This window comes from Pseudomonas sp. H3_E07 (assembly GCF_054668895.1).
In genome coordinates this window covers 4,975,228-4,996,443 of the sequence record NZ_CP162795.1, presented here as the reverse complement: position 1 = coordinate 4,996,443, position 21,216 = coordinate 4,975,228, and the positions used below count along the sequence as shown (strand labels likewise).

Annotated in this window: 20 protein-coding genes and 1 pseudogene; 14 read left to right on the top strand and 7 right to left on the bottom strand. The window is 61.8% G+C overall.

Annotated features, from left to right (window positions below):
- The first annotated feature begins 31 nt into the window (after positions 1-31).
- Both AB4O08_RS23030 and AB4O08_RS23025 read left to right on the top strand, forming a co-directional pair.
- A complete protein-coding gene (locus AB4O08_RS23030) occupies positions 32-580 on the top strand; it encodes a PQQ-dependent catabolism-associated CXXCW motif protein (protein ID WP_021492852.1) in 549 nt (182 codons plus the stop codon).
- A 15-nt stretch (positions 581-595) separates the two neighbouring features.
- Complete coding sequence (locus tag AB4O08_RS23025; RefSeq protein ID WP_010209341.1) at positions 596-1,261, top strand: response regulator transcription factor; 666 nt, start codon at positions 596-598, stop codon at positions 1,259-1,261.
- A gap of 146 nt (positions 1,262-1,407) precedes the next feature.
- Here AB4O08_RS23025 and AB4O08_RS23020 read toward each other — a convergent pair whose 3' ends face one another.
- The 5 genes and pseudogenes from AB4O08_RS23020 to AB4O08_RS23000 form a co-directional block, all read right to left on the bottom strand.
- Positions 1,408-3,348 carry a PAS domain-containing hybrid sensor histidine kinase/response regulator gene (locus AB4O08_RS23020; RefSeq protein WP_042572084.1) on the bottom strand — a complete coding sequence of 647 codons (1,941 nt, stop codon included), beginning with the start codon at positions 3,346-3,348 and terminating at the stop codon, positions 1,408-1,410.
- On the bottom strand, positions 3,290-4,435 hold the full coding sequence (gene nosP / locus AB4O08_RS23015; RefSeq protein ID WP_021492853.1) for a nitric oxide-sensing protein NosP: 1,146 nt from the start codon (positions 4,433-4,435) through the stop codon (positions 3,290-3,292). The genes AB4O08_RS23020 and nosP overlap by 59 nt, the downstream gene beginning before the upstream one ends.
- Before the next feature lie 131 nt (positions 4,436-4,566).
- Positions 4,567-5,372: pseudogene (locus tag AB4O08_RS23010) on the bottom strand (sulfite exporter TauE/SafE family protein).
- Positions 5,373-6,617, bottom strand: a complete 1,245-nt coding sequence (locus AB4O08_RS23005) for an NAD(P)/FAD-dependent oxidoreductase (RefSeq protein ID WP_047540758.1) — start codon at positions 6,615-6,617, stop codon at positions 5,373-5,375.
- Positions 6,618-6,667: 50 nt separating this feature from the next.
- The gene (locus tag AB4O08_RS23000; protein ID WP_005789341.1) at positions 6,668-7,003 is read right to left on the bottom strand and encodes an ArsR/SmtB family transcription factor; all 336 of its coding nucleotides are present in this window, start codon (positions 7,001-7,003) and stop codon (positions 6,668-6,670) included.
- A gap of 94 nt (positions 7,004-7,097) precedes the next feature.
- On the opposite strand from AB4O08_RS23000, the gene AB4O08_RS22995 reads away from it, so the two are divergent.
- Positions 7,098-7,961: an MBL fold metallo-hydrolase gene (locus tag AB4O08_RS22995; RefSeq protein ID WP_021492855.1), complete on the top strand. Its 864-nt coding sequence runs from the start codon at positions 7,098-7,100 to the stop codon at positions 7,959-7,961.
- Here AB4O08_RS22995 and bkdR read toward each other — a convergent pair.
- The gene (gene bkdR, locus AB4O08_RS22990) at positions 7,958-8,443 is read right to left on the bottom strand and encodes a Bkd operon transcriptional regulator BkdR (RefSeq protein ID WP_010209335.1); all 486 of its coding nucleotides are present in this window, start codon (positions 8,441-8,443) and stop codon (positions 7,958-7,960) included. The two genes, AB4O08_RS22995 and bkdR, sit on opposite strands and share 4 nt — an antisense overlap.
- Positions 8,444-8,638: 195 nt before the next feature.
- Between bkdR and AB4O08_RS22985 the strand changes: the two genes are divergently transcribed.
- From AB4O08_RS22985 to AB4O08_RS22965, 5 genes are all read left to right on the top strand, one after another.
- Entirely contained in the window at positions 8,639-9,874 is a 1,236-nt protein-coding gene (locus AB4O08_RS22985) for a 3-methyl-2-oxobutanoate dehydrogenase (2-methylpropanoyl-transferring) subunit alpha (RefSeq protein WP_044287408.1), read from the top strand.
- Position 9,875: 1 nt separating this feature from the next.
- Complete coding sequence (locus tag AB4O08_RS22980; protein WP_010209333.1) at positions 9,876-10,934, top strand: alpha-ketoacid dehydrogenase subunit beta; 1,059 nt, start codon at positions 9,876-9,878, stop codon at positions 10,932-10,934.
- Entirely contained in the window at positions 10,935-12,194 is a 1,260-nt protein-coding gene (locus AB4O08_RS22975; protein ID WP_021492856.1) for a dihydrolipoamide acetyltransferase family protein, read from the top strand.
- Positions 12,195-12,197: 3 nt separating this feature from the next.
- Positions 12,198-13,577: a dihydrolipoyl dehydrogenase gene (gene lpdA / locus AB4O08_RS22970; protein WP_021492857.1), complete on the top strand. Its 1,380-nt coding sequence runs from the start codon at positions 12,198-12,200 to the stop codon at positions 13,575-13,577.
- 124 nt (positions 13,578-13,701) lie between these two features.
- Positions 13,702-14,721, top strand: a complete 1,020-nt coding sequence (locus AB4O08_RS22965) for a branched-chain amino acid aminotransferase (RefSeq protein WP_460114373.1) — start codon at positions 13,702-13,704, stop codon at positions 14,719-14,721.
- A 73-nt stretch (positions 14,722-14,794) separates the two neighbouring features.
- Here AB4O08_RS22965 and AB4O08_RS22960 read toward each other — a convergent pair whose 3' ends face one another.
- Positions 14,795-15,688 carry a GNAT family acetyltransferase gene (locus AB4O08_RS22960; RefSeq protein ID WP_074900420.1) on the bottom strand — a complete coding sequence of 298 codons (894 nt, stop codon included), beginning with the start codon at positions 15,686-15,688 and terminating at the stop codon, positions 14,795-14,797.
- 195 nt (positions 15,689-15,883) lie between these two features.
- Here AB4O08_RS22960 and ctlX point away from each other — a divergent pair, with 195 nt between their 5' ends.
- The 6 genes from ctlX to AB4O08_RS22930 all read left to right on the top strand — a co-directional run bounded on the left by ctlX (position 15,884) and on the right by AB4O08_RS22930 (position 21,212).
- Entirely contained in the window at positions 15,884-16,810 is a 927-nt protein-coding gene (gene ctlX, locus AB4O08_RS22955; protein ID WP_042572082.1) for a citrulline utilization hydrolase CtlX, read from the top strand.
- A 16-nt stretch (positions 16,811-16,826) separates the two neighbouring features.
- Complete coding sequence (locus tag AB4O08_RS22950; RefSeq protein ID WP_010209325.1) at positions 16,827-17,873, top strand: ornithine cyclodeaminase; 1,047 nt, start codon at positions 16,827-16,829, stop codon at positions 17,871-17,873.
- A gap of 244 nt (positions 17,874-18,117) precedes the next feature.
- The gene (locus AB4O08_RS22945) at positions 18,118-18,894 is read left to right on the top strand and encodes an ABC transporter substrate-binding protein (protein WP_010209324.1); all 777 of its coding nucleotides are present in this window, start codon (positions 18,118-18,120) and stop codon (positions 18,892-18,894) included.
- Positions 18,895-18,966: 72 nt separating this feature from the next.
- Positions 18,967-19,668, top strand: coding sequence for an ABC transporter permease (locus AB4O08_RS22940; RefSeq protein WP_010209323.1), 702 nt, complete (start codon positions 18,967-18,969; stop codon positions 19,666-19,668).
- Positions 19,665-20,378, top strand: coding sequence for an ABC transporter permease (locus AB4O08_RS22935; protein ID WP_010209322.1), 714 nt, complete (start codon positions 19,665-19,667; stop codon positions 20,376-20,378). The genes AB4O08_RS22940 and AB4O08_RS22935 overlap by 4 nt, the downstream gene beginning before the upstream one ends.
- Positions 20,379-20,381: 3 nt before the next feature.
- Positions 20,382-21,212 (top strand): ABC transporter ATP-binding protein, encoded by an 831-nt coding sequence (locus tag AB4O08_RS22930; protein ID WP_010209321.1) that lies wholly within the window; start codon positions 20,382-20,384, stop codon positions 21,210-21,212.
- The last annotated feature ends 4 nt before the right edge of the window (positions 21,213-21,216 follow it).

Here is a 21,216-nt window from a genome sequence, read left to right as displayed (position 1 = left end):
ATGCGCGCATAACGATAAGGATCGCCCTGCCATGCTGTACGCCCGACTGCCTCTGTTGGCACTGCTGTGCCTGTTCGTCGCCAACGTCCAGGCTGACGCCCCTCTGTTTTCCGCCGACGGCTACCGCATCAGCCTGTACCGCAGCCCCACGCCCGACCACCTGCCCGGTGCCACGATTGTCGACACTGCGGCGCTGCAAACCCTGCTCAGCCAAACACCCGCGCCCGTGCTGATCGACGTGTACCGCCGCCAGTGGCTGCAAGGTCGCTTCATCGAAGACCAGCCCCACGCCAACCTGCCCGGCAGCCACTGGCTGGCCAATACGGGCGACGGCGACCTGACGCCGGAGTGGCAAAGCTATTTCGTGCGCCACCTGTATGCCTACAGCGGCGGCGACCTCAAGCGACCGTTGGTCTTCTATTGCCGCTCCGATTGCTGGCTGAGTTGGAACGCGGTAAAACGTGCCGCCAACCTCGGCTATACCTCTGTGTACTGGTATCGCGACGGACTGGATGCCTGGGAAGCGGCGAAGCTGCCGGTGACGGTCGCCCAACCCGAGCCATTTCAAACATCACAATAAGCAAGGTGAACGGCCATGTACAAAATCCTGATTGCCGACGATCACCCACTGTTTCGCGAAGCGATCCATAACGTCATCAGCGACGGCTTTCCCGGCAGCGAAGTGATGGAAACCGCCGACCTCGACAGCGCCCTTGCCTTGACCCAGGAACACGACGACCTCGACCTGATCCTCCTCGACCTGAACATGCCCGGCATGCACGGCCTCAATGGCCTGATCAACCTGCGCAACGAGGCGCCGACCATTCCGGTGGTGATCGTCTCGGCCGAGCAGGACAAGCAAGTCGTGCTGCAAGCCATCACCTATGGCGCCGTGGGCTTTATCACCAAATCCTCGCCGCGCCTGCAAATGACCGAGGCGATCCAGCAGATTCTCAACGGCAACGTGTACCTGCCGCCGGACATCATCCGCACCCAGAAGCCTGGCACCCACCGGCGCCTCAACGAAAACCCCGGCTTCGCCCCCGAACTGCTGCAAGCCCTGACGCGCAAGCAATTGCTGGTGCTGGAACGCATGACCAAGGGCGAGTCGAACAAACAGATCGCGTACACGCTGGAGATTGCCGAGACCACAGTAAAGGCCCACGTGTCGGCGATCCTGCGCAAATTGAATGTGCATAACCGGGTGCAGGCGATCCTCAGCGCCGGGGATATCGATTTCGGCTCTTACCTGCGCCGCTGACCCGTCTGACACAACACAATTCAAAGGTGGGAGGGGGCTTGCCCCCGATGGCGGTGCATCAGTCAGTTATGATGTCGACTGACCCACCGCTATCGGGGGCAAGCCCCCTCCCACATTTTGATCTCCACTTGTGGGTATTTCGCCGTTCATTTGCCGAGCAGGTGGCTCATGGCGGTCTTGAGTTTCATCGGGCGTACCGGCTTGTGCATCAGGGTGTGTCCCAACTCGCGGATCTGCTGCTTCAACTCATTGCTGTAGTTGGCGGTGATCATCAACGCCGGTATCGCGCGGCCGCGTCGTCCATTGATGCGGGCGACGGCGTCGACGCCGTTCTGGTCGTCGTCGAGGTGGTAATCGGCGATCAGCAAGTCGGCTTCGGCATGGTAGTTATCCACCTGCCGTGCCAGGTCTTGCTCCGACAACGCCGTGATCACCTGGCAGCCCCAGCCTTCCAGCAAGGTGCGCATGCCCGCGCAGATCGCCGCGTCGTTATCCAGCACCCACACCCGCGCGCCTTGCAGGCGTTCGAGCATCGGTTCGCTCATGGCCAGTATTGGCAGCGACTTGGGCGCCGTGGCGCTCAACGGCACCTCCACCGAGAACATTGAGCCTTTACCCGGCCAGGATTTGACGCTGATACGATGACCCAGGATCCCGGCAATCTTTTCCACAATCGCCAGCCCCAGGCCCAACCCCCGGTCCTGGTCGGGCCGCTGCACATCACCGCGCTTGAACTCCTGGAAAATCTCCTCCAACCGCTCCTCGGCGATGCCCATGCCGCTGTCCCACACCTGGATCAACAAACGCTGATGCTGGCGGCGACACCCCAGCACCACACGCCCGTTGTAGGTGTAGCGAATCGCATTGCTCAACAGGTTGCGCAGAATCCGCGCCAGAAGCTGAATATCGCTGCGCACCAACGCCGAGCAGCCGACAAAATGCAGCGCCAGGCCCTCGCTGCGGGCCAATTCGGTGTACTCGGCGGCCAGGTTGTCGAGCAGTTCACTCAGGGCAAACGGCGCGATGTCGGCCTTGATCACCCCGGCATCCAGCTTGGAAATATCCACCAGGGTGCCCAGCAGGTTTTCCACGTCTTCCAGGGAATTGCTCACGTTGCGCACCAACGTTTCGCTGGGCCGCTCCAGCAGCGCGCTGGTAAACAGGCGCGCCGCATTCAAAGGTTGCAGCAGGTCATGACTGACGGCGGCGAGGAATTTGGTTTTTGACAGGTTGGCCTGCTCGGCCTCCAGCTTGGCTTCACGCAGGCGCGCCTCCACGCGGCGGCGCTCGTCGATCTCCTGCAATAACTGATCGTTGAGCGCGGTCAGTTCCGAGGTGCGCTGGGCCACGCGTTGCTCCAGGTGCTGATAGGCCTGGTGCAGGGCTTCGGCGGTGCGGCGGCGTTCGGTGATGTCGCGGATCAGCACGAAGATCCCTACCACTTCGCCGCTGGCCAGCGTATTCGGCACATAGGAGCGCAGCATGTAGCGCTCCTGATTATTGATGTTGGTCTCGGCGAATTCAAAGGTCACGCTCTCCCCCGCCAGGGCGCGGGCGACGTAGGCATCCAGGCGCTGGCAGTGTTGCTCACTGTGGACCTCGCGCAGGCTCTGGCCGAGCATCATGCCGCGCGGCCAGCAATACCATTCTTCATAGACTTTGTTGGTGAACTCGTAGACCAGGTCGGCGTTCAGGTAGCCGATCAGGGCCGGGACGTTATCGGTGATCAGGCGAATCCAGCGTTCGCTTTCCTGGGCCTTTTGTGCCGCGACCTGTTCGCCGCGCAGGGTTTCGGCGCGCAGCCGGGCGTTGATCAGCAAGTGGTTGCTGGCCTTGAGTTCGGCCATCGCTTGGTTCAGCGCGTCGGTGCGTTCACGCACTTGCTCGGCCAGCACCACGGAATGCTGAAAGGTGGTGTAAGGGTTATTGCCCTGGGCCATGCCGGACTCGATGCGTTCGATCAGCGCAGCGTTGATCCGTGCCAGCTTGTGGTTGTCCTGTTGCAGCTGGGCAACCTGGGCGAGCAGTTCAGCGCCGACCTCGGGCAATGGCGACTCCAGTGAAGGTCTGGTTGATATGCATGCCATTGAACTGTTCTCCGTAGGTGTTGAAGCCCATCACCCGCTGGTCACGCAGGAAACCGCCGATCTGTTCCAGATTGTCGCTGTCTTCCAACTCCAGGCGGCGCAGGAAGCAGTCGCAGCCGATGGTCAACAGCAGGTCGCCAAGGCGCGCTTGCAAGCCGTCGAACAGGGTTTGCAGGTTCGGCAGGATCAGCCCGGGCTTCATCACGGTGAGGACGATGCCGTTTTCCACCGCGCAGTAGAAACTCAGGCTGAGGTCGTCGTGCACTTGCTGGATCGCCCGCACGTAGTACTGGTCGTGGATGCGTACCGCCAACGGATGCGCCGCGAAGACCCGGTGATCGAGGTCGGCCACTGCCACGCCGATATGCCGCGCGTATTCTTCGGCGGCCGGTTCGGCATTGAGCTCGAAGACCCGGCGCGACGGGCTGTCGGCGCCGGTGACCACCAGTTTTTCGCTGCGCGGCAGGATGTGGTGGGTGGTGAACACCTCGAAATCCAGCCAGGTATTGACCAGCACCACCACCGCCGCACCGCTGTGGAAAGCGCCGTTGAAATACACGTGGGTGTGGGTGAGGAAATTGTCGTCGCCGGCCGAACCGCCGAAATGCGGAATGTCGCCAAGCGCCGCGCTGAGGGCAGCGAGCACCACCTCTTCACGGCTGGACAAACCATCGAGCAGGGTCAGGGCGAAGGTGTTGCCCTTGATCGGTGCCAGGGTATTGCTGCGGCAACCGCCGACGAGACGTTCGACCATCTGCTGGGCATCGATCAGGCTGAAGTGTTCCACCTGGTCGATCAGCTCCGTGGCGATGGAAAAGTGCGCGTGGTTAAAGCCCATTGCCGTCACGCAATTGCGGCCGTAGCCCTCGGGCGTGATCTCGCCAGCGCTGGTGCAGCCCACCACGCGCACGTTGCCGAAACACGCTTGCAGGGCCTGGCCCAGGGCCTGCAGGTCGTAGGACGCCGAGCAGAAAAACAGCACGAAGCCCAGGTACGGATGCAGCAGTTGCCGCGCCAACTCCTCGGCGGCCTGCCCGGCATCGGTAGCCTGGGACATGGCACTGACTACGCCTTCACCGTTATGCATCGTTGCCTCCCCCTCTGAGGCATGAGTTTACGAAGAGCGAGGGTTGGGACCTATGCTACTTGGGTACTGGGTAGGGGGATGCGATGGGATGAGGGCGCTTGATCGTTCCCGCCGCGTAGGAACGATTACGTTCAAAGCAAGGCGCTGACCAGCATGCCGATAGCCACCACCACACACAGGCTGGCAAACCCCACCTGCAACGTGCGTGCGGCAACCACCGAGCACAGGCGCCGGCCGATCAGCATGCCGACGATACTCGCCGCGATAAATACCCAGCCAAGGGATTCGATGCGTACCCCGGCATGCAACGCGCCGGCCACGCCGATCAGCGAAATCAGGCTGATCACCATCAGCGACGTGGCGACGATGCCGCGCATCTGCACGTCGGTGAGTTGCTTGAACGCGGGTACGATCAAAAAGCCGCCGCCCACCCCGAGCAAACCCGAGACCGCCCCCGTCACCGCGCCCAGTGCGGCCAGGGTGGCGCTGCATTTGGCGGTCCAGGCCAAGCGCCCGGTCTGCTGGTTGAGCATGCAGTTCTTCTGCCCCCAGGACGCGCTGCCATGGTCACTGGGTCCCGGCTGGTTTTTTCGCGCTGCAACATGCGCCAGGCGACCAGCACCATCAACGCGCTGAACAAGCCCATCAACAGCGGTTCCGGCAATTGGTGGGCGACAAACACCCCCACCGGGGAGAACAGCGCGCCGAGCAACGCGATCAGCAACGCAGCACGATAACGCACCAGACCATGGCGCAAACCGTCGATCGCCCCCACCGCTGCCGCCGCACCGACGGCGAGCAACGACACCGGCGCCGCCTGGGTCATGCTCAAGCCAAGGCCCAGCACCAGCGCCGGCACCCCAAGGATGCCGCCGCCTGCGCCCGTCAACCCCATGACCACGCCCATCAATAATCCCAACACACTGGCCAGCAGCATTCAGTCCACCTTGCTCAGACGGGTCAACCACTCGCGGCCCTTGAGCATGCCATTCCAGTAGAACCATGGCAGCAGCGTGGCCTTGAGAAACCACATCGAGCGACGTGCCTGGGTCGGGTCCAGGGGGAAGGTCGGCAGTAACTTGCCGCCGTAGCCGAACTCGGCCAACACCACCTTGCCCTTCTCCACCGTCAATGGGCAGGAGCCGTAACCATCGTACTTGAGCGGCAGCGGCGCCTGTTTGCGCAGGGCCAGCAGGTTCTCGGCAACCACCACGATCTGCTTGCGTACCGCAGCGGCGGTCTTGGCGTTGGTGGTGCCGCACACGTCACCCAGGCCGAAGATGTGCGGGTAACGCAGGTGTTGCAGGCTGTGGGGGTTCACTTCGCACCAGCCGGCGGCGTCGGCCAAAGGGCTTTGGCGGATGAAATCCGGGGAGACTTGCGGTGGGACGACGTGCAGCAAGTCGAAGGATTTTTCTTCAATGCGAGCATTGCCTTCGACGTCCTTCACTTCGAACCAGGCCTTGCGTGCCGGGCCGTCGACTTTCACCAGGTTGGCATTGAACGCCAGGCGCGCGTTGTACTTCTCTACGTATTTCATCAACGGCGGCACGAACGTCGCCACGCCGAACAGCGCGGCGCCGGCCAGGTTGAATTCGACGTCGATGTTTTTCAGCACGCCCCGCTTGAGCCAGTGATCGCAGGACAGGTACATGGCTTTTTGCGGCGCGCCTGCGCATTTGATCGGCATGGCCGGCTGGGTGAAGATCGCCTTGCCGCCCTTGAGTTGCCGGACCAGTTGCCAGGTATAGGCGGCGTGTTGGTAGCTGTAGTTGGAGGTGACGCCATGCTTGCCGAGGGTGTCTTGCAGGCCTTCGATCTTCTCCCACGCCAGCCTCAGGCCGGGGCATACGATCAGGTGTTGCCAGCTGACGCGCTGGCCGCTTTCGAGGATCAGGGTCTGCTCGTCGGGCAGTATTTCGCTGACGGCGGCCTGCACCCAGGTAACGCCATTGGGCAATACATCAGCCAGCGGGCGGCGGGTTTTTTTCAGGTCGTAGGCGCCGCCACCCACCAAGGTCCACGCGGGCTGGTAGCAATGGTGGTCGCTCGGTTCGATCAGGATGATGTTCAGATTCGGGTCGCGCTTGAGCAGACTGGCCAGCAGGCCAATGCCTGCCGAGCCGCCGCCGATGACTACGATGTCGCCACTGATGGTCGGTCCCCAGTGTTGGTCGGTCATGGTCTATCGCCTTTGTCATACATGCACACAAGGGTCGCTGCCAGATGGCGTCACGCCCAGCTTTTTATGACCGCGCCGCAGTACAGCCCGGACAGGGTCTTCATGACTTGAATCACTTCGTGGCTGGCCAGCCCGTAGAAGATGTATTTACCTTCCCGACGGGTGGCGACCAACCCTTCGTCACGCAGGATGCCCAACTGTTGAGACAGCGTCGGCTGACGCACGCCGGTCAGGGCTTCGAGTTCGCCGACATTGCGCTCGCCCTGGGTCAGTTGGCACAGGATCAACAAGCGGTCCTCATTGGCCAGGGCCTTGAGCAAGGAACAGGCCTTGGACGCCGATGCGCGCAGCTGGGCGACTTCGCCCTCACTCAGAGTAGATTCCATTTGCTTCGGGTCCTTTTTGTCACTTAAGCTCGAAACATTATGTGAAAACATAAACTGATTGTAACTACTTTTTTCTTCACCCGGGACAAACGCCATGCCAGCGCTGATTCAAGCCTTTCTGGACGAGGCATCATCGACCTACACCTACGTCGTTTATGAAGGCGATGGCGGCCCCTGTGCCATCGTCGATTCGGTGCTCAACTACGACCCGGCCTCGGGGCGCACCGAGACCGTCCAGGCAGACAAGATCATTGCCTTTGTGCGCGAGCACAGCCTGCAGGTGCAATGGTTGCTGGAAACCCACGCCCACGCCGATCACTTGTCTGCCGCGCCTTACCTGCGCCGGACGCTGGGCGGCAAGATCGCCATCGGACAGTCGATCAGCAAAGTGCAGGGCGTGTTCAAGAACCTGTTCAACCTGGAGCCGGAGTTTCGCGTGGATGGCTCGCAGTTCGATCATCTGTTTGCGCCGGATGAGGTGTTCCACATCGGCACCCTCAAGGCCCAGGCCCTGCATGTGCCTGGGCATACCCCGGCGGACATGGCCTACCTGATCGATGGCCGACTGATTCTGGTGGGCGACACGCTGTTCATGCCGGATGTCGGCACGGCGCGCTGTGACTTCCCCGGAGGGGATGCGCGGCAGTTGTATGCGTCGATGCGCAAGTTGCTGGCCTTTCCATTGGAAACCGAACTGTACGTCTGCCACGACTACCCGCCCGACGGCCGTGAGGCAAAGTGCCGGACCACGGTGGCGGAGCAGCGCGCAGGAAATATCCATGTGCATGATGGCGTGGATGAAGCCACGTTTGTCGAGATGCGCACCCAGCGCGATGCCGGGCTGGGGATGCCGACGCTGTTGCTGCCGGCGATCCAGGTGAATGTGCGGGCGGGGAATATGCCGCCGGCTGAGGACAATGGGGTGGTGTACCTGAAGATCCCGATCAACCACCTCTAACCGAGGTTGATACCATTGGCCGGCAACGGCAGCGCAGTCTTGTAGCGCACCTGCTTCAACGCAAAGCTCGACCGGATGTTCGCCACCCCCGGTACCTTGGTCAAAAAGTCCATCATGAAACGCTCCAGCGACTGGATCGTCGGCACCAGCACCCGGATCAGATAGTCCGGGTCACCGGCCATCAGGTAGCACTCCATCACTTCGGGCCGGTCGGAGATCGCGCCTTCGAACTGCTGCAACGCCAACTCATTCTGTTTTTCCAGGCTGACGTGGATGAACACGTTGACGTGCAGCCCCAGCAAATCGGCGTCGAGCAGCGTGACCTGGTCACGGATCAAGCCCAGTTCCTCCATCGCTTTCACCCGATTGAAACACGGCGTGGGCGACAGGTTCACCGAGCGGGCCAGGTCGGCATTGGTGATGCGGGCGTTCTCCTGCAGGGCGTTGAGAATGCCGATATCGGTACGGTCCAGTTTGCGCATGAGACAAAATCACCTGTTTATTATGTTTATGCAGTTTTTTTATCCGCAAATGATCGTGAGCGCAATGAAACACAGATAAATATTCTTCTACGCCCCGCCTATGATTGTTGTAGGACAAGATTTCTCCTATCCGGAGGCTGACTGTCAGCTAGCGCGCCCACTACAAGAAATTCACAAGATAGAGCGTAGAAAGCCATGACCCAGCAGTATGAACCACTGCGCCTGCACGTCCCTGAACCCTCGGGCCGCCCAGGCTGCAAGACCGACTTCACTTACCTGCGCCTGACCGACGCCGGTACCGTGCGCAAACCCGCCATCGACGTAGAACCCGCCGACACCGCCGACCTGGCCAAGGGCCTGATCCGCGTGCTCGACGACCAGGGCCAGGCCCTGGGGCCGTGGGCCGAAGGTGTTTCCGTCGAAATCATGCGCAGAGGCATGCGCGCCATGCTCAAGACGCGGATCTTCGACAACCGCATGGTGGTCGCCCAGCGTCAGAAAAAAATGTCGTTCTATATGCAGAGCCTCGGCGAAGAAGCCATCGGCAGCGCCCAGGCCCTTGCCTTGAACATCGACGACATGTGTTTCCCCACCTACCGCCAGCAAAGCATCCTGATGGCCCGTGAAGTGCCACTGGTGGACCTGATCTGCCAACTGCTGTCCAACGAGCGAGATCCGCTCAAGGGCCGCCAGTTGCCAATCATGTATTCGGTCAAGGACGCCGGCTTCTTCACCATTTCCGGCAACCTCGCCACCCAATTCGTACAAGGCGTGGGCTGGGGCATGGCCTCGGCGATCAAGGGCGATACCAAGATCGCCTCCGCCTGGATCGGCGACGGCGCCACCGCCGAATCCGACTTCCACACCGCCCTCACCTTCGCCCACGTATACCGCGCGCCGGTGATCCTCAACGTGGTCAACAACCAGTGGGCGATCTCCACCTTCCAGGCGATTGCCGGCGGTGAAGCCACCACCTTCGCCGGACGCGGCGTCGGTTGCGGCATCGCCTCCCTGCGCGTGGACGGCAACGACTTCATTGCGGTGTACGCCGCTTCCGCCTGGGCTGCCGAGCGTGCGCGCCGCAACCTGGGGCCAACGCTGATCGAGTGGGTCACCTACCGCGCCGGGCCGCACTCCACGTCTGATGACCCTTCGAAATACCGCCCAGCCGACGACTGGAGCCACTTCCCCCTGGGCGACCCCATTGCCCGTCTCAAGCAGCACCTGATCAAGATGGGCCAGTGGTCCGAAGAGGAACACGCGGCGGTCAGTGCCGAACTTGAAGCCGAAGTGGTCAAGGCACAGAAAGAAGCCGAACAGTACGGCACCCTCGCCGGCGGCCAGATTCCAAGCGCCGCAACGATGTTCGAAGACGTCTACAAAGAGATGCCGGAGCATTTGAAGCGCCAGCGTCAAGAGTTGGGGATCTGACATGAACGATCACAACAACAGCATTGAAGTGGAAACCGCCATGACCACCACCACCATGACCATGATCCAGGCCCTGCGCTCGGCCATGGATGTGATGCTCGAACGCGACGACAACGTGGTGGTATTTGGCCAGGACGTCGGCTATTTCGGCGGAGTATTCCGGTGCACCGAAGGCTTGCAGACCAAATACGGCAGCTCTCGCGTGTTTGACGCGCCGATCTCCGAAAGCGGCATTGTCGGCGTGGCGGTGGGCATGGGCGCCTACGGCCTGCGCCCGGTGGCCGAGATCCAATTCGCCGACTATGTCTACCCTGCCACCGACCAGATCATCTCCGAAGCAGCGCGCCTGCGTTATCGCTCGGCCGGCCAGTTCACCGCGCCATTGACCATGCGCATGCCTTGCGGCGGCGGCATCTACGGCGGCCAGACCCACAGCCAGAGTATCGAAGCGGTGTTCACCCAGGTCTGCGGGCTGCGCACGGTCATGCCGTCGAACCCCTATGACGCCAAAGGCCTGTTGATTGCCTCCATCGAAAACGATGACCCGGTGATCTTCCTGGAGCCAAAACGCCTGTACAACGGCCCGTTCGATGGCCATCACGATCGTCCGGTGACCCCGTGGTCGAAACACCCGCAAGCCCAAGTGCCGGACGGCTACTACACCGTGCCACTGGACGTGGCCGCCATTGTGCGTCCGGGCTCGGCCGTGACGGTGCTGACCTACGGCACCACGGTGTATGTGTCGCAAGTCGCTGCCGAAGAGACCGGCATCGACGCCGAAGTCATCGACCTGCGCAGCCTGTGGCCGCTGGACCTGGAAACCATCGTCAAGTCGGTGAAAAAGACCGGCCGTTGCGTGGTGGTACATGAAGCCACCCGCACCTGCGGCTTTGGTGCCGAGCTGGTGTCGCTGGTGCAAGAGCATTGCTTCCACCACCTGGAAGCGCCGATCGAACGCGTCACCGGTTGGGACACCCCCTATCCGCACGCGCAGGAGTGGGCGTATTTCCCAGGGCCGTCCCGAGTGGGCGCGGCGTTGAAACGGGTCATGGAGGTCTGAATGGGCACGCACGTTATCAAGATGCCGGACATTGGTGAAGGCATCGCAGAAGTTGAATTGTCGGTGTGGCATGTGAAGGTCGGCGACATGGTCGTCGAAGACCAGGTGCTGGCGGATGTGATGACCGACAAGGCAATGGTGGACATTCCCTCGCCGGTGCATGGCAAGGTCATTTCCCTCGGCGGCGAGCCAGGTGAAGTCATGGCCGTGGGCAGTATTTTGATCAGCATTGAAGTGGAAGGTGCGGGCAACGCCAAGGAAGCGCCGGCAGCGAAGGAGACGCCGATAGCCGCACCGGTGGTTGAAGCCAAGCCTGCGCCGGTGGCGGTTGAAAGCAAACCAGCGCCGGTTGTCGCGGCCCAGGCGCCTGTGGCGCGTGCCGCCGACGAACGCCCATTGGCCTCCCCCGCCGTACGCAAGCACGCATTGGACGCCGGGATTCAACTGCGCCTGGTCCAGGGCTCCGGTCCGGCCGGGCGGATTCTGCATGAGGACCTCGACGCCTACCTGCAACAAGGCGCGTCAAAGCCTTCAACAGCCACCAATCCCTACGCCGAACGCAACACCGAAGAACAGATCCCCGTCATCGGCATGCGCCGCAAGATCGCACAGCGCATGCAGGACGCCACCCGTCGTGCCGCGCATTTCAGCTATGTAGAAGAGATCGACGTCACCGCCCTCGACGAGTTGCGCGTGCACCTCAACGAGAAGCACGGCGCCACGCGTGGCAAGTTGACCCTGCTGCCGTTTATCGTGCGCGCCATGGTGGTTGCACTGCGGGACTTCCCGCAGATCAATGCGCGTTACGACGATGAAGCCCAGGTGATCACCCGCCTTGGCGCGGTGCACGTAGGTGTCGCCACCCAAAGCGACGTAGGCCTGATGGTGCCGGTGGTGCGTCACGCCGAAGCTCGCAGCCTGTGGGGCAACGCCGAAGAAATCGCCCGCTTGGCCACTGCTGCGCGCAATGGCAAGGCCAGTCGCGATGAGCTGTCCGGTTCAACCATCACCCTGACCAGCCTGGGTGCCTTGGGCGGCATCGTCAGCACGCCGGTACTGAACCTGCCGGAAGTGGCGATCGTGGGCGTCAACCGTATCGTCGAAAGGCCGATGGTGATCAAGGGTCAGATCGTGGTGCGCAAGATGATGAACCTCTCCAGTTCCTTCGATCACCGTGTAGTCGATGGCATGGACGCGGCGCAATTCATCCAGGCCATTCGCGGCCTGCTCGAACAACCCGCCAGCCTGTTCCTGGAGTAACGCATGACTCAGACGTTGAATACCACGCTGCTGATTATCGGCGGCGGCCCTGGCGGTTATGTGGCGGCGATCCGCGCCGGCCAACTGGGCATCCCGACCATCCTGGTGGAAGGCCAGGCGCTGGGCGGCACGTGCCTGAACATCGGCTGCATCCCGTCCAAGGCCCTGATCCATGTGGCCGAGCAGTTCCAGCAAACCATCCACCATAGCCAGGGTTCGCACCTGGGCATCGAAGTGGATGTGCCGACCCTGGACATCCGCAAAAGCGTGGAATGGAAAGACGGCATCGTCGACCGCCTGACCACCGGCGTCGCCGCGCTGTTGAAAAAGCACAAGGTGCAAGTGATCCACGGCTGGGCCAAGGTCGTAGACGGAAAGACCGTCGAGGTCGGCGACCAGCGCATCCAGTGCGAACACCTGCTGCTGGCCACCGGTTCAAAGAGCGTCAACCTGCCGATGCTGCCGATTGGCGGGCCGATCATCTCGTCCACCGAGGCGCTCGCGCCCACGCGGGTGCCCAAGCGCCTGATCGTGGTGGGTGGCGGCTATATCGGCCTGGAGCTGGGCATTGCCTACCGCAAGCTGGGTGCCGAGGTCAGCGTGGTCGAGGCCCAGGATCGTATCCTGCCGGCCTATGATGCTGAGCTGACGCAGCCGGTGAACGAATCCCTCAAGCACCTGGGGGTGAAGCTGTACCTCAAGCACAGTGTCACCGGTTTTACCGATGGCAGCCTGCAAGTACGCGACCCGAATGGCGACACCGTGTCGTTGGCAACTGATCAGGTGCTGGTTGCTGTGGGTCGCAAGCCCAACACCCAAGGCTGGAACCTCGAGGCGCTGAACCTGGAGATGAACGGCGCGGCGATCAAGATCGACAGCCGCTGCCAGACCAGCATGCGCAACGTGTATGCCATCGGTGACTTGAGCGGCGAGCCGATGCTGGCGCACCGCGCCATGGCCCAGGGCGAGATGGTGGCCGAACTGATCAGCGGTAAACACCGTGAATTCAACCCGGCCGCGATCCCGGCCGTGTGTTTTACCGACCCGGAACTGGTGGTCGTCGGCAAGACACCCGACGAAGCCAAGGCCGCCGGATTGGACTGCATCGTGTCGAGCTTCCCGTTCGCGGCCAATGGCAGGGCCATGACCCTGGAGTCGAAGACCGGTTTCGTGCGGGTGGTGGCGCGACGTGACAACCACCTGATCGTCGGCTGGCAGGCCGTGGGGGCGGGTGTCTCCGAGCTGTCCACCGCCTTTGGCCTGAGCCTGGAAATGGGTTCACGTCTGGAAGATGTGGCGGGCACCATCCACGCCCACCCGACCCTCGGCGAAGCCGTTCAGGAAGCCGCGTTAAGGGCGTTGGGCCACGCCCTGCACCTGTAAAAACGCGGCAGGGCCCACCCACCCGCTCCCACACCGGCCAAGAATGAAGTATTGTTGTGCCCATCCAGAAAAAAACCGACAAGCCTGCCTTCGACCAGGCGGTTGACCAGAGATAGAGGGTGTCATGGGTAACGAAAGCATCAATTGGGACAAGCTGGGTTTTGACTACATCAAGACCGACAAGCGGTTTCTCCAGGTCTGGAAAAACGGCGAATGGCAAGCAGGCACCCTGACCGATGACAATGTGCTGCACATCAGCGAGGGCTCCACTGCCCTGCACTACGGCCAGCAATGCTTTGAAGGCCTCAAGGCCTACCGCTGCAAGGACGGTTCGATCAACCTGTTCCGTCCGGACCAGAACGCCGCCCGCATGCAACGCAGCTGCGCCCGCCTGCTGATGCCGCATGTGCCGACCGACGTGTTCATCGACGCCTGCAAGCAAGTGGTCAAGGCCAACGAGCACTTCATCCCGCCGTACGGCAGCGGCGGCGCGCTGTACCTGCGCCCGTTCGTGATCGGCACCGGTGACAACATCGGCGTGCGGACCGCCCCGGAGTTCATCTTCTCCGTGTTCTGCATCCCCGTCGGCGCCTACTTCAAAGGTGGCCTGGTACCACATAACTTCCAGATCTCCACCTTCGACCGCGCCGCACCGCAAGGCACCGGCGCCGCCAAGGTCGGTGGCAACTATGCCGCCAGCCTGATGCCAGGTTCCGAAGCGAAGAAGTCCGGTTTCGCCGACGCGATCTACCTGGACCCGATGACCCATTCGAAAATCGAAGAAGTCGGCTCGGCCAACTTCTTCGGGATCACCCACGACAATAAGTTCATCACGCCGAAGTCGCCGTCGGTGCTGCCAGGCATCACCCGCCTGTCGCTGATCGAACTGGCCAAGACCCGCCTGGGCCTGGAAGTGGTCGAAGGCGAAGTGTTCATCGACAAGCTCGACCAGTTCAAGGAAGCCGGCGCCTGCGGTACGGCTGCAGTGATCTCGCCAATCGGCGGCATCCAGTACAACGGCGAGCTGCACGTGTTCCACAGCGAGACCGAAGTCGGCCCGATCACCCAGAAGCTCTACAAAGAGCTGACCGGCGTGCAGACCGGCGACGTTGAAGCGCCGCAAGGCTGGATCGTCAAGGTCTAACTCTGCAACGAGCCCCACCACAAAGCCCATGTGGGAGCTGGCGTGCCAGCTCCCACAGTTTATTTGGGTGTTCTCACAAGTCCTTGGGAATATTCCCTACAATCTTCTTGCCCATACTGATCCTCGGTTCCACCCCATACCCCAACGCCTCGTAGAACCCCACCACCGCGTCGTTGCCGCCGGTGATCTGCAGGTTGATCTTCATGCACCCCAACGCGGTCAATGCCTGTTCCGCGTGGCGTACCAACGAAGACCCCAAGCCATGGCGCCGATAGTCGGCGTGCACCGCCACCGAATACAGCCAGCCGCGATGACCGTCGTAGCCGGCAAGAATCGTCCCGATCACTGCTTTTTTATCCATGGCTACGAAGAACAGCCCATCGTTGACGGCCAGCTTCTTATCAATCGCCAGCGTTGGCAGGTTGTGGGCGGTGTCATAGCCAAAGGCCTGCTGCCAGAGCGCAACCACTTGCGCCCGATGCTGACGGTCGCGATACGGACCGATGGGATGCCGGGACAGCAGCGCTTTTTCCATCACCAATGTACGTTCGTTGCCGTGGTAAACGTCACGCACGGTGTTAAACCCCAGCTTGGTGTAGAACGGCTCGGCCGTCAGCGAAGCAGGCACGCTCAATACGGTCACCCCAGCCTCGCGGGCGCGCAGTTCGATCTCGATCATCAGCAGGCGACCGATTCCCTGCCCTTGCAGCGCTGGATTGACGAACACCGAGCGCACCACATTACCGTCGAGGGCGGCGGTGGCGACGATCACATGATCTTGAATTGCCACCAGTACCTGGCGACGCTTGAGCAAGGCCAGCACCGCATCCGGTGTGAAGTTACTGGCCACCCGCGCAATCACATCCGCCGGATAATCCCGCGCATTGCTGCTGTGCAAGGCCGCCAGGATGACCTGGCTGATGCCCTCGGCATCGGCTGCCTGGGCGAGGCGAACGGCGGTAGACATGATTCCTCCTGGCTGACTGCGTTTGAACAACCCGCACAATAGCAATTTTGACCTGCGCTCGCCCGAACAGCCGATTCGGCTGCCTCACCCCACTCTTCAGCTTTCCCGGCTGACCCGCTTCCCGGTTTCAGCCGGGATTCACCCCGCACAACCCACAAAATAGCCCCACAGTTCAACCCATGGATTCGTGCACCCATGCAAACCACCAATACCGTCTTGATGATTCGCCCGGCGCGCTTTGCCTTCAACCCGGACACCGCGATCAACAACCGCTTCCAACGCCAACCCCTCGACCCACTCGGCGCACAGCAGAAAGCGCTGGAAGAGTTCGACGGCTATGTCGACACCCTACGCCGGCACGGCGTGGAAGTGCTGGTGGTGCAGGACACGCCGGCGCCCCACACCCCCGACTCGATATTCCCCAACAACTGGTGGAGCAGCCACGCCGACGGCAGCCTGGTGCTGTACCCGATGGAAGGCCAGAACCGACGACTGGAGCGCAACAAAGGCGTGCTGCAAGTGCTGGAGCAACGTTTTGCGATCAACAGCACCATTGATCTCAGCCACCTGGAACAGCAGAACATCTTCCTCGAAGGCACCGGCAGCATGGTGCTCGACCGCCAACACCGCATCAGCTACGCCTGCCACTCCGGGCGCACCCACCAGGACGCCCTGCGCCAGTTCGCCGAACGCCTCGACTACCAGCTCTGCGTTTTTCACGCCGTCGACCGCCATCACGCGCCGATCTACCACAGCAACGTGATGATGAGCGTCGGTCGCGACCTCTCGGTGGTATGCCTGCAAGCCCTGCCGGACGCCAGCGAACGCCAGGGCCTGGAACGCTCCCTGCGCGACACCGGCAAGGACATCCTCGCGCTCGATTTCGATCAGTTGGAGGCCTTCGCCGGCAACATGCTCGAAATCCACGACCGCGACGGCCAGCCCCTGTTGGTGATGTCCGCCAGCGCCTGGGGCGCTTTGCAACCCGCCCAGCGCCAGCACGTGGAACGCCATACGCGGCCGGTGGTGGTAAACATCGACAACATCGAACGCATCGGCGGCGGCAGTGCCCGCTGCATGCTGGCGGAAGTGCACCTGCCCGCCCGCGCCACCGTCCAATAACTCAAGGAGTCTTGTCATGACCCGCTATATCGACGTCAACGATCTCTGCTACCTGGTCTCGCAAAAAGGCTTGCAAACCTGCATCACCGAGATGGCCGAGTACATCCGTGCCGACTACCTGCGCTGGCAGGATTTCGAAAAATGCGCGCGCCTGGCCAACCACTCGCCGGACGGTGTGATCGAGCTGATGCCGGTCTCCGACGCATCCCTGTACGCGTTCAAATACGTCAACGGCCACCCGAAAAACACCCTGGCCGGCATGCTCACCGTGATGGCTTTCGGCGCGCTGGGGGACGTGGACACCGGCTTGCCGGTGCTGCTGGCGGAAATGACGCTGACCACTGCGATTCGCACCGCCGCCACGTCGGCGCTGGTCGCCCGCTACCTGGCCCGCGACAACAGCCGCAGCATGGCGCTGATCGGCAACGGCTCCCAGAGCGAATTCCAGGCCCTGGCCTTCCACGCCATGCTCGGCATCACTGAGATCCGCCTGTTCGATATCGACGCCAAGGCCACCGCCAAGCTGGCCGCCAACCTCAAAGCCTTCCCGGCGATCAAGGTGATCCTGGCCGGCAGCGTCGCCGAAGCGGTAAAAGGCGCGGACATCGTCACCACCGTCACGGCCGACAAGGCCTACGCCACCATCCTGACGGACGAGATGATCGAACCCGGCATGCACCTCAACGCCGTCGGCGGCGACTGCCCCGGCAAGACCGAGCTGGACCGACGTATCGTCGAGCGCGCCCGGGTGATCGTCGAGTACGAACCGCAAAGCCGCATCGAAGGTGAAATCCAGCACATGCCGGAAGACTCACCGGTCACCGAACTCTGGCAAGTGATCAACGGGCAACAACCCGGCCGCGAAAATGCGCGCCAGGTCACCCTGTTCGACTCGGTAGGTTTTGCCATCGAAGACTACTCGGCCCTGCGCTATGTGCTGGACGTGGCCAAGGCCTTGGATGTGGGCAGCGACCTGGAGCTGGTGCCGGACCTGGCCGACCCGAAAGACCTGTTCGCACGCCTGGCACAACAACCTCGCGCACAGCAGAAAAAGCGCGCCTGAGAACGCTCTGGCCTGCCGCTCTGCGTCGAGGGCGGCCCAGATTTGGGTGGGTGAAAAGCCGATTCAGCGGGTGGCACAGCCGATTCCGCTGCATTGCCCGTTTTAACAGCGCAATTCGCGCTTTGAGCACGGGGTAAACGACACAAAAAACGCACCACCATGGAGCATTCTCTGCGCCAATAAGAACGATTTGTTTCAGCTCAATGACTGCCCTGACATCAATTACAAAATATAGGGACTACACATGACTCCACTGCGATCACTCTTCGCTGCGTTGCTGTTGCCACTCTGCGCAACCGCCCACGCTCAGGAATGGAAAGAAATCCGCTTCGGCGTGTTCCCCGAATATCCCCCCTTCGAATCCGTTGCCGCCGACGGCAGCCTGCAAGGCTTCGATATCGAGCTGGGCAACGCGATCTGCGCCAAGCTGGAAGTGAAATGCACCTGGGTGCACAACGAATTCGACGGCATGATCCCGGCCCTGCGCGCCCGCAAGTTCGACGCGATCATGTCCTCCATGGCTGTAACCCCGGCCCGCGAAAAGATCATCGACTTCAGTGACCGCCTGTTCCTCAGCCCTACCTCCGTGATCACGCGCAAGAGCGCCGACTTCGGCGACACCCCGGAATCCCTCATGGGCAAGCAAGTCGGGGTACTGCAAGGCTCGTTGCAGGAGGCCTACGCCCGTGCCCACCTGGCCAAGCTCGGCGCGCAGATCAAGGCGTATCAGTCCCAGGACCAGAACTACGCCGATCTGCAGAACGGCCGCCTGGACGCGACCCTGACCGACAAGCTCGAAGCCCAGCTCAACTTCCTGTCCAAACCCGAAGGCAGCGACTTCAAGACCGGCCCTGCCTTCAAGGACCCGACCCTGCCCCTGGACATCGCCATGGGCCTGCGCAAGAACGATCAGGCACTGCGGGCGCTGATCAACAAAGGCATCGCCGCTGTGCAGGCGGATGGCACCTACGCACAGATCCAGAAGAAGTACTTCGGCGATCAGGACATCTACCACGAGTGATGTCCGAGCCAGGCAAAAGTCCCCTGTAGGCGCGAGCGAGCTCGCGCCTGCATAAAAGAGATCTCCTTCCCCATGAACGAATTCCTGAATCTGCACGGCTACGGCCCGATGCTGGCCCAGGGTGCCTGGATGACGCTCAAGCTGGCCTTCCTCGCGCTGGCGCTGAGCCTCGCCCTGGGCCTGATCGCCGCCGCTGCCAAGCTCTCCAGCGCCAAATGGCTGCGTGTGCCGGCCACGCTCTACACCACCTTGATCCGGAGTGTGCCGGACCTGGTGCTGATCCTGCTGATTTTCTACAGCCTGCAACTGTGGCTCAACGACCTGAGTGAAGTGTTCGGCTGGGACTATTTTGAAATTGACCCGTTTACCGCTGGGGTGATCACCCTGGGCTTTATCTACGGCGCGTATTTCACCGAGAACTTCCGAGGCGCGATCCTCAGCGTGCCGGTGGGCCAGCTGGAAGCGGCGACCGCCTATGGCCTGAGCCGCTGGCAGCGCTTTCACCTGGTGCTGTTCCCGCAACTGATGCGCTTTGCCCTGCCGGGCCTGGGCAATAACTGGCTGGTGCTGCTCAAATCCACGGCGCTGGTGTCGATCATCGGCTTGTCGGACCTGGTCAAGGCCGCACAAAATGCCGGCAAAACCACTAATGAGCCGCTGTACTTCCTGATCCTCGCGGGCCTGATGTACCTGGTGATCACCACCCTGTCCAACCGCGTCCTCAAGCGCCTCGAACGGCGCTATAACCTCGGCATCAAGGGGATGGCGCGATGATCGAACTGTTCCAGCAATACGGTCTGGCCTATCTGTTCAGCGATGGCGCAGGATTGTCCGGCGTGGCCATGACACTGTGGTTGTTCATCATCTCGGTGGTGTTGGGTTTTTTCCTGTCGATCCCGTTGGCGCTCGCGCGTGTTTCCGAGCACGTCTGGCTGCGCTGGCCAGTGGAGGTCTACACCTACCTGTTTCGCGGCACGCCGCTGTATATCCAACTGCTGATTTGCTACACCGGGCTGTACAGCCTGGAAATCGTGCAGGATAACGCCCTGCTCAACCAGTTTTTCCGCAATGCGCTGAACTGCACGCTGCTGGCCTTCGTGCTCAACACCTGCGCCTACACCGTGGAGATCTTCGCCGGGGCGATCCGCAATATCCCCCATGGCGAAATCGAAGCGGCCCGCGCCTACGGCCTGCACGGTTGGCGTCTCAACCTGTTCGTGGTGGTGCCCGCCGCGCTGCGTCGTGCGTTACCGGCCTACAGCAACGAAATGATCCTGATGCTGCACGCCACCTCGCTGGCCTTTACCGCCACCGTCGCCGACATCCTCAAGGTGGCCCGCGACGCCAATGCCGAAACGTTCCTGACGTTCCAGGCGTTCGGCATCGCTGCCCTGCTCTACATGCTGCTGTCCTTTGCACTGGTGGGCCTGTTCCGACTGGCCGAACGTCGCTGGATGCGCTTTCTTGTTCCTACCCGAGGCTAACCCATGAATCAGTCCGCGCAGGCCCTGGCCGCTTATCCCGTTGATGAACCCGTTGCCCAACCCGTCACCGCGGCCATCAAGCTTCAAGTCGAAGGCATCCACAAACGCTATGGCGAGCACGAAGTGCTCAAGGGTGTTTCCCTGAATGCGCGCCAGGGCGATGTGATCAGCCTGATCGGCGCCAGCGGCTCTGGCAAAAGCACGATGCTGCGCTGCATCAACTTCCTCGAACAGCCGGACGCCGGGGTGATCACCCTGGACGGCATCAGCATTGAAATGCGCCAGGGCCGCGCCGGCACCCGTGCGCCGCACCAAGATCAATTGCAGAACCTGCGCACACGCCTGGCCATGGTGTTCCAGCACTTCAATCTGTGGAGCCACATGACCGTGCTGGAAAACATCACCATGGCGCCGCGCCGGGTACTGGACGTAAGCGCTGCGGAGGCGGAAAAACGCGCGCGAATGTACTTGGACAAGGTCGGCCTGCCGAGCCGCGTGGCGGATCAGTACCCGGCGTTTCTCTCCGGCGGCCAACAACAGCGCGTGGCGATTGCCCGGGCCTTGGCGATGGAGCCGGAGATCATCCTGTTCGATGAGCCGACTTCCGCACTCGACCCAGAACTTGTAGGAGAAGTCCTCAAAGTCATACAGACGTTGGCCGAGGAAGGTCGTACCATGCTGATGGTCACCCACGAAATGGGCTTTGCCCGCCAGGTGTCCAGCCAAGTGTTGTTCTTGCACCAGGGCCGGGTTGAGGAACACGGCGATGCCAGGATTCTCGACCAGCCCAATAGCGAGCGCTTGCAGCAATTTCTCTCCAACCGTTTGAAGTGAACCC